This is a genomic window from Treponema sp. JC4 (assembly GCF_000260795.1).
Taxonomy (GTDB): Bacteria; Spirochaetota; Spirochaetia; order Treponematales; family Treponemataceae; genus Treponema_D.
On sequence record NZ_AJGU01000060.1, the window covers coordinates 1 to 7,401 of the forward strand.

Genomic DNA, 7,401 nt, shown 5'->3' on the forward strand with positions numbered 1-7,401 from the left:
GGAGTTTCAATTATTTCCTTTAGATTTTGGCCCTATATAAACAGACACCCGCCACAATTAGAACAATACAACAAAATAAGTATTTAAAGGTAAACGACAAATTGACATTTGCAAATTTTCATTGTATTAGTGTAATTATGAATTATGTTTCTGAAGAAATGTTTTTAGACATAGATGATTATCTCTTAGAAAAATATGAGAAATCAAAACTTGAAGGACATATATTATTCCAAAAAATATCTCAAGATGTTTTAGAGAGCCAAAATCTAAAGGAAATAATTGAAACTCCGACAGAAACTTTTCAAGATAAATTGTTTATGTTGATTAAATCCAAAAATCTTGATGAAGTTGAAATCTATAAACATGGCAATATAAGCAGACAGTTATTCTCAAAAATACGAAGTGAAAAAGATTATCATCCAACAAAGAATACAGTTTTTGCTTTGGCAATTGGTATGCATTTGACTATTGATGAAACATCAGACCTACTGGATATTGCCGGTTATTCTTTTTCTAAAGCCAGTAAAAAAGATTTGATTATTCAATACTTTATCTATCATAACATTTACAATATTCCTGCAATAAATGAAGCTTTAGACAAATACGGATGTGAACTTTTATAAAAATGTCAATTTGCCGTTTACCTTAAATAATCCTTTTTCCTGTATATTTAATTTGCTTAAACTACGGTCGTTACGGCCGTAATGAATGAAGTTTCTCATAGAGAATTTGCATTACTGACAGTAGATTGGCAGATGGTGGTTTGCAAAGTGCTTAAGTGCGCGGCAACCACCATATATTAAAACAATGCCGTTTTTTGTTCTTCCTGATTAGTTCAAGTTATAAACTGTATATTAAGATTAATGGTTAAAAAAAAGCTGCCACGGTCCCTGTCACTGCAAAGCAGGAAAAAGGAAAACGTGGCTTGCTCTTTTGAAGTTACGTTATAATCAAATATAAGTCAATTCAGAAACAAACTTATTTTTTTTTCGTTGTTTGTACTTCTTCAGATTTTATTTTTGATTCACCTTTTGCTGAAAGTGTAATTTTCTGATAAGCATCTTTCTTATCGTTAGGGTGAGGTTCAAGTCCAATAATTGTAATATCACTCTGATCTGGACCATAAACCCAAAATATTCTACCTGCTCCAGGCTTGTGATTTTCAAGATATGATTCCCAAACTTTCTGCCCATAGCGTTTTGTCAGGGCTTCAATGTCATGTGTACATAGGCCTGGATAACGAGGATCATTACTCAATTTTGAAAAACAACTAATAAGAAGCTTAAAAAGTTTCTGTTCATTTTTATTTGCAGTTCGTTCTTTTATTTTATTTTCAAGGTTTGTCCACAATTCCAGCATTTCAGGAATGCCCATTCTGATTTTATACATTATAAGAGTTCCTTGTATGCAGAGAAATCGATTGGTTCACCAACTTTTCCAGCTTTGAAGTTTTTCATGCTTTCATCCATCATAGCCAGGGTGTTCTGCGAAACTTCGAATGGTTTTGTAAGTTCACGAGGCTCCAGCATGATGCGACCATCAGGATACTCTTCTACATGATAATACTCATATGATGTTGCTCTGAGAGTTATTCTTCTTTTTGAGTCTAATTTCGAATCATAAGATCTTACTGCTAATACTGGCATATAATACCTCCTATGTGGGAAATCCCACTTATAAATATATGGGAGAATATCAAATTATTCAAGTTTTTTCTCTGTTTTGTTTCAAAGTATTGTATTTATATTCAATATATAATACTTCGCATATTTATCTGCGAAGTCACAGGGAATTGCCCAAAGGGCAAGGGGCGTAGCCCTATGACATGTACATTATCATTTATCCCTTGGAGGAATTAACAAGGAAAGGAAGGAATCGGAAGAAATAAGTTTTTATCATTTTTGTTGTGAAAAAAACGTGACAGTAAAAATGACAGTAAAAAACAAAAAAACTACGTTAAAAAACTTGAATTATCTTCATATATATAGTAGTTTGTAGATGTAAGGAATTGCGTGGTGTTGGTTATGTCCTATGATTCGACTCCCTTCATCCGCTCTCAAGCCTCCTGAATAGGGAGGCTTTTTTATTGTCCAAAGCATAAAGGGAGTCGAACCCTACGGGTTCTAACGCGTGGCATGAATGCCACGGCGCAAAATGCTAAAAACCCTGACGGCTTTTTTTAACGCATTTTGTCTTCATCCGCTCTAAGAAAGCTTCCTTTTTTTTCTTATACCTTAAACTGATCTATCTGGGTACCAATCTGTGTGATTGAAGAACGCATTTTTTCTGCAATAGAGGAAAGGGCGGCACCGGTTTCGTTGATTTTTTTAGCACCGATAGCCATTTCTTCCATGCTGGCCTTCATTACAGTTGTTGCATTCTGAAGGTTTCTTACTTCATCAAGAATCTGCTTGTTACCGATGGACATTTCTTCTGAAGCAGTGCGGACTTCTATTGTAGAGTCGTTCATTGCCTGCAGGGAGTCTGTAATCTGTTTAGAACCTTCCTGCTGTTCTTCCATGGCAGACTTAATCTGGCGGACAATCTGGTCAGTTTCCTGAATCTTTTCTGTAACAGAATTAAAGGCTTCGCTTGATTCCTGGGATGCATTAACTACAGAATTAATGGATTCTTTAATGCTGGAAAGCTGATTACCGATTGTCTTTGACTGGTCTGTAGATGTTTCTGAAAGTTTACGGATTTCATCTGCTACTACGGCAAAGCCTTTTCCGGCTTCTCCTGCATGGGCTGCTTCTATGGCTGCATTCATGGCAAGAAGGTTAGTCTGTTCTGCAATGGCCGCAATGGCGGCGTTGGCTTCCTGCAGCATCTGAGACTCTTCTTCTATCTGGTGGATTCTTTCGTTTACGTGAATCTGTTTCTGGGCTCCGGCTCTGGCGTTTTCTGAAAGAAGATCAAAAGATGCTGCCATTTTATCTACGGAATTGTTTACAGAGGCAATGTTTCCTATCATCTCTTCTACGGCACTGGAAGCATTGCTTACTCCCTGAGACTGTTTTGCAATCATTCTTTCAAGGGATTCTATGTTTGATGCAATTTCGTTTACTGCCCCTGCTGTCTGGGATACGCTGTCTCCCTGGTTACTGATCTGATTATGTACGCTTGAAATATTGGCAATAATCTGGGTAATAGAAGCGCTGGTATCCTGCATGCTGGCATCAAGATCCTGGCCTGCGGCAGAAAGTACTTCTTTTGAATCTTTTACGTCTGATACGATGGTATGAAGTTTTTCTGTAAAACGGTTAAAGCCTTTTACAACACCGCCGATTTCGTTATTTATCTTTTCGCTCTTGCCGGTAATTCGTTTGGTTAAGTCTGCTTTACCTGATGCAATTTCATCAATAGATGACTGAACTTCCTGCAGTGGTTTTAATGAATAGTAAATACCAAAGCCGATTCCAAGGACTAGGGCAAGTCCAAGAACGATTCCTGCAATAACAAGGGTGATGGAAATTTCATTTGCGGTTGCGTATACCTGGCTGTCATCAATCATAAAGGCAAAGCCCCAGTCTGCATTTTCTACCGGCTGGAATGTTATGTATTTACTGCCCAGGGTATTGAACTTAATCCACATTTCTCCGCTTCTTTTTTGAGAAAGGGCCTGGGTTACGGGCTGCATGCCTTCTAGAATGAGTTTTGTATAAGCTTCTCCGTTATCAGGAGCAGAAGATGCTATGATTTCTCCCTGGCTGTTAAAAAGGTAGGCATAGCCTGTTTTACCAATGCGGATGCCGCTTACAAATTCCTTTAATTTGTTTACGCCTACAACGGCACTGTAAAAGCCTACTGTTTTACCGTCTACTTTGGCTGCCTTAGAAACGTGGATGATGGTATCTCCAGTAGATTTAGAAGTTACAGGGTCATCGATATTTGTATCGTTTCCCTGGTTCATAATGGCCTTAAAATAGATGCGGTCTTTTACATTGGTAATTTTGTTCTGGTCGTTATAAAAATCGCCTTTATCATCTATGTAGCCTATGCGGTCAAAATCCGGGGTTCTTGATTTTGTATGGGAAACAAGCCATTTTTGAATCTGAACAGGATCCCGGGTCTGGGTTATGTCTGCTTCTGTATACATGCGCATCTGTTTTATGTATTCACTTAACCTGATGGAAACTACGTTTGCGTATGCATCTGTAATTTTACGGCAGTCTTCTTCATAAGAAGAGGCAACGGACTTTTTAGTGCGCATTTTTTACGAATTCAATCTGAAAAACAGACAGAGCCGAAACAATAAGAATTGTAATAGCAAGAATGTAGTAAACAAGCTTTCCCTGTTTTTTAGTTTTGTTTTTAGCCATTGTGTCCTCCTAGAATCTTCTGGCGTGATCATCAAAAACCTTTTTTACGCGGGCTGCATTATTTACAAATACGTCTGCAATTATAGGGTCAAAATGAGTTCCTGCACCTTCGCGTATAATATCCATGGCCTTTTCAAAAGAGAAAGGCTCTTTATAACTTCTTTTTGAAACAAGGGCATCAAAAACATCGCTTACTGCCATAATTCTTGCAGAAAGGGGGATTTCTTCTGCCTTTAGACCCATTGGGTAGCCGGTGCCGTTCCATTTTTCGTGATGGAAGGTGGCCAGGTTAGAAGCTTCTTTTAAGTAGCCGGGATCTGTAGTAAGCTGCATGGCACTTTCAATAACTTCTTTACCCGCAAGAGTGTGGGATTTCATTATTTCAAATTCTTCATCTGTCAGCTTACCGGGTTTATTAAGGATTACGTCTGATACCTTTATTTTTCCTACGTCATGAAGAGGGGCAGATGAACATACATCCTGTATGTATTCTTCTGTAAGCATATCCGGGAAAAGATTATTTTCTTTTAGGAGCTGAAGAATAAGCTTTACGTATTCGGCGGTTTTTCTTACATGGTCTCCGGTGCATTTATCGCGGCTTTCTACCAGGTCTGCCATGATGTAGATAAGGCCGTTCTGCATGTGGGCAATTTCTTCGCCTTTTTTCTGTACGTCGTCTATGTAATTTACTGTCTGTGAAATTGTATGGGTAAGCGATTTATAAAGGTTTTCTATTTCGTCTCCGGTGGCAATTTCAAGGGACTTCATTCTTTCAAGGCCTATTTCTATGTCTTCTTCGCTGTTGTAGGCAAAGTCTTCTGAAGCAAAGGACATGGCGGCAATAGGATAGGTTAGGTGATAGTTCGAAAGCCAGAGGCAGAGGGTAAGGATAAAAATAAAAAAGCCCAGAAAGAGTGAAAGAATTTTTGCAATAAAGCTGATTCCTTCCATATGGGCCTGTACGACAGAGATGCCCGGTACGCTCATGGCAAATTTTACATAGAGTACGTATGAGATTGCTGTTGTTACAAAGGCAACAAAAATCATGATTACGGCAATCATAAGGGTGATTTTTGTACGGAGGGGAAGCTGTCTTGTTTTTGTCTGACGGGCATTTATGCGCTCATTAAGGTTAAGCGGGGTCTGTTTCCAGTCTGTGAGCATAAGGGTTTTACTGAAGTTCTCAGGTATTATGCGGAGGAAGATTAAAACTCCAAATACTGTAAGGGCCTTATCGATAAAATCGATTATCATATCTGAAATAAGCTGGGCCCAGAAAACATTTAAGGTGCCCTGTTCAAGAAGGTTTTTTACAAATGGGGCTGATATGCCTTCTCCAACTCCAAAGCCGTATATACAGTAGGTGAGTATGGAGCCTATACCGCCGCCAAGAAGGGCAAATACGGGGATTGTTATAAGGGCTTTTCTGAAGGAATTGAAATAGCCTCGTCTTGCAAAAAAGGCTCCTGCAACGGCTATAAGAACGCTGATTCCTGCATAATAAGAGTTGGTTAAATCGGTAAGGGTAGAATTAATTATATTTGTAAGGTAACCGACTATAACTCCCGGCAGGTAACCTCCAAGAATTGCGGCAGATAAAGTTCCTATGTTGTCTAAAAAGAGGGGTACTTTTATGTAGCCCATAAGACGGTTGACAGAGATATTCAGAAAAATGAATAGACAGTAAAAAATTATCTGTTTTATGCGGTTCTTCATCTATTCAATAATGATAACACTGTTTTTTCTATGTTGCAAAAAATCTGTAAAAAATGCAAAATTATTCTATTAATAAAAGTTTTTATAAGGAGGATTTTTATTATGGAAAAGTTCTTTAAATTAAAAGAACGTGGATCTACCGTTAGTAAAGAAGTTATCGGTGGTATTACAACATTCCTGGCTATGGCTTATATTCTTGCCGTAAACCCTGGAATTCTTTCTGGATCTGGTATGGCATTTAATGCTGTATTTACTGCAACTGCAATTTCTGCCGCTATTGCTACTCTTGTAATGGCATTTACAGCAAATCTTCCTGTTGCTCTTGCTCCGGGACTTGGTCTTAATGCCTTCTTTACTTACTCTGTAGTTTTGGGAATGGGTTGTACCTGGCAGTTTGCTTTGACTGCTGTATTTGTTGAAGGTATTGTATTTATTCTCCTTTCTCTCTTTGGTATTCGTGAAGCAATTATCAATTCTATTCCTTCTACTCTTAAGAAGGCTGTATCTGTTGGTATTGGTCTTTTCATTACTATCATTGGTCTTGTAAATGCAGGTATCTGTACCGGTGATACAGGTACAATCATTGGTTTTGTAAACCTTAACATGAACCACGCATCTGCTTTTGTTGCAGCTATTGGTCTTTTGATTACTATCGTTCTTTACATTCTTAAAGTTCCTGGAAACATCCTTCTTGGTGTAATTATTACAACAATTATTGGTATTCCTTTTGGCGTTACAAAAGTTCCTGAAAACTTTGTTCCATTCTCTACACCTGCTGCTCCTTATCTTTTCAAATTTGAATGGGCTAACGCTCTTACCCTTAAGTTTGTAGTTGTTCTTATTACATTTCTCTTTACTGATATGTTTGATACTCTTGGTACTTTGATGGGTGTTGCTGAACAGGCTGACCTTAAAGATAAAGACGGAAACATTCAGAACGTTAAGGGTGCTTTGATGGCTGACTCTGTTGGTACTGTTGTTGGTGCTTGTCTTGGTACTTCTACTGTAACTTCATTTGTTGAATCTACTTCAGGTGTTGCTGCCGGTGCTAAAACAGGTCTTGCTTCTGTAGTAACAGGTCTTTTGTTCCTTGTTGCTCTCTTCTTAAACCCATTGTTCGCACTTGTTCCTGCTGCTGCTACAGCTCCTGCTTTGATCTTTGTTGGTTACCTTATGATGCAGAATGTAAAATCTATTGAGTTTACAGATGTTTCTGAAGGTATTCCTGCTTTTATTACTATTATGACTATGCCTTTTGCTTACTCTATTTCTAAGGGTATTGTATGGGGTATTCTTTCATTTGTAGTTTGTAAGACAGCTGCAAAGAAGGCTAAGGAAGTTCCTGTAGTTACATGGATTCTTG

Annotated in this window: 6 protein-coding genes; 2 read left to right on the top strand and 4 right to left on the bottom strand. The window is 38.1% G+C overall.

Annotated elements, in window-relative coordinates:
- Positions 1-137: 137 nt before the first annotated feature.
- Positions 138-623, top strand: coding sequence for a hypothetical protein (locus MSI_RS14175; RefSeq protein ID WP_009107673.1), 486 nt, complete (start codon positions 138-140; stop codon positions 621-623).
- A gap of 355 nt (positions 624-978) precedes the next feature.
- On the opposite strand, the gene MSI_RS12485 is transcribed toward MSI_RS14175, so the two are convergent.
- The 4 genes from MSI_RS12485 to MSI_RS14180 all read right to left on the bottom strand — a co-directional run bounded on the left by MSI_RS12485 (position 979) and on the right by MSI_RS14180 (position 6,038).
- Positions 979-1,389, bottom strand: coding sequence for a hypothetical protein (locus tag MSI_RS12485; protein WP_009107675.1), 411 nt, complete (start codon positions 1,387-1,389; stop codon positions 979-981).
- Positions 1,389-1,646 (bottom strand): hypothetical protein, encoded by a 258-nt coding sequence (locus tag MSI_RS12490; RefSeq protein ID WP_009107676.1) that lies wholly within the window; start codon positions 1,644-1,646, stop codon positions 1,389-1,391. Before MSI_RS12490 ends, MSI_RS12485 begins: the two co-directional genes overlap by 1 nt.
- Before the next feature lie 581 nt (positions 1,647-2,227).
- The gene (locus MSI_RS12495) at positions 2,228-4,213 is read right to left on the bottom strand and encodes a methyl-accepting chemotaxis protein (RefSeq protein WP_009107678.1); all 1,986 of its coding nucleotides are present in this window, start codon (positions 4,211-4,213) and stop codon (positions 2,228-2,230) included.
- A gap of 118 nt (positions 4,214-4,331) precedes the next feature.
- A complete protein-coding gene (locus MSI_RS14180; RefSeq protein WP_050983946.1) occupies positions 4,332-6,038 on the bottom strand; it encodes an HD-GYP domain-containing protein in 1,707 nt (568 codons plus the stop codon).
- A gap of 102 nt (positions 6,039-6,140) precedes the next feature.
- Here MSI_RS14180 and MSI_RS12505 point away from each other — a divergent pair.
- A partial coding sequence (locus tag MSI_RS12505; RefSeq protein WP_039924934.1) for an NCS2 family permease occupies positions 6,141-7,401 on the top strand: 1,261 nt, incomplete at its 3' end.